The following is a 1,502-nucleotide window of genomic DNA, read 5'->3' as shown; positions in this document are numbered from 1 at the left end:
CAGTGGAGGTGGTGGCGGCACCATTGACGCCATCAACCACACCAGATGGGCGATTAACCACTTCAGTGTCGATAACCAGTCGGGCATCGACATTATTGGTCCGTTCCAGGGCGGTGGCGGTGGCTGCTGCTACAGCGTGCCCGCCCGCTGGACACGGGGCATGACGGTGCGTATTGACTGGGAAACCGGGCAGGGTTCATCAGCTGGTTTCCCGGGATATGCAGATGAGAAGAAGTTTTTAGAGTGGGCAAGGAATATTAAAGCTCAACAACGGCAGCACAGCAAAACCGTCCCGGTTCCCGACTATAACGGCCAGGACGTCTGCGGCATCACGGTGCACTTTCTGCCCTGCGATGACGTGAAGGTCACGACCAGTTGTTACACCTACGGCAGTCCGTCCTACCCGATAAAAGAGCCCCTCAGGATGAAGGAGCCCAAAGTATGTCCGAAATAACGGTAACCGATTTAGCCTGGGTACCACCGCCGTTTCCGGCCCAGGGGCGCCTGCCGACGCAGGCCCTGCAAGTTGGTCAGAATTGCCATCAGCAGAACAGCGCCGAGCGGCTCTACCGCCAGGAACTGTGTCTGGCGGCCGGGCGACGTGTCGAGCCGCCTTGCTGCAAGACGCTGCATATCAGTCTGTTTTTCGACGGTACGGGTAATAACCTGAACAATGACCTGCTGCTGTCTGACCCGAAGCATCCGACCAATATCGCGCGGTTGTTTCGCGCCACTATCGGAGATGGTACAGCAGGTGGCGTATCTGATACGAGCAGGATGCCGCTGGATTCGGCAAGCGACAGCGGCGGCAAATACTTCAAATTTTATATTCCCGGTGTGGGCACTCCGTTCCCGGAAGTGAACGACCCGGATTATTCCACTATGGGGCTGGTGGGTGCAACCAAGGGTGAGGAGCGTATTAACTGGGCGCTGCTGCGTATTATTGATGTGCTAATGCGCATAAGTAAGGACCCGGAAAACAACAGCATAAAACTGTCCGAGGGTGCCAGCCGTAAGTCCATAGAAAAAATGGGTACCAGCTGGAACCGGCTGTGGTCTGGCGGAAGCCACAACCGTTATGAAGAGTTCAGCCGTTTACTGAATGAGTTAGCCCCGCAACTGAAACCACTGCTCACGCAGCCGGAGCCGGGTAAGCCTAAGGTGTTAGGCATCAAACTGTATGTTTATGGTTTTTCCCGCGGTGCCGCCGCTGCGCGTACGTTTGTTCGCTGGCTGAGCGAACTGCTTCCCCCACCAAAAGCGGAAGACGAAAAACCCCCACAGTGCCTGCAGATTGGTGAGATGCAGTTGCCTGTCAGCGTGGAGTTTCTCGGGCTGCTGGATACCGTGGCCTCCGTTGGGATAGCGCACGTTGTGCCGATAGCCGAGGGGCATATGTCCTGGGCGGACGGCACGATGGAGCTGCCGGACGATAAAACCTATGGCGGTTTGATAAAAAAATGCGTGCATCTGGTGTCCGGGCATGAGCAGCGTCTCTGCTT

Annotated in this window: 2 protein-coding genes; both read left to right on the top strand. The window is 56.5% G+C overall.

Going from position 1 to position 1,502, the window contains the following annotated elements; translation table 11 throughout:
- Positions 1 to 454, top strand: a 454-nt coding sequence (gene tli1a, locus CMR03_RS21480; RefSeq protein ID WP_096012595.1) for a Tli1a family immunity protein, incomplete at its 5' end; no start/stop codon positions are given.
- A partial coding sequence (locus CMR03_RS21475) for a DUF2235 domain-containing protein (RefSeq protein WP_141248573.1) occupies positions 442 to 1,502 on the top strand: 1,061 nt, incomplete at its 3' end. The genes tli1a and CMR03_RS21475, both read left to right, overlap by 13 nt.

The organism is Pantoea allii (assembly GCF_002307475.1).
GTDB classification, from domain to species: domain Bacteria; phylum Pseudomonadota; class Gammaproteobacteria; order Enterobacterales; family Enterobacteriaceae; genus Pantoea; species Pantoea allii.
Note: the sequence above shows the minus strand (reverse complement) of the source record. Positions and strands in the feature narration are given on the sequence as shown.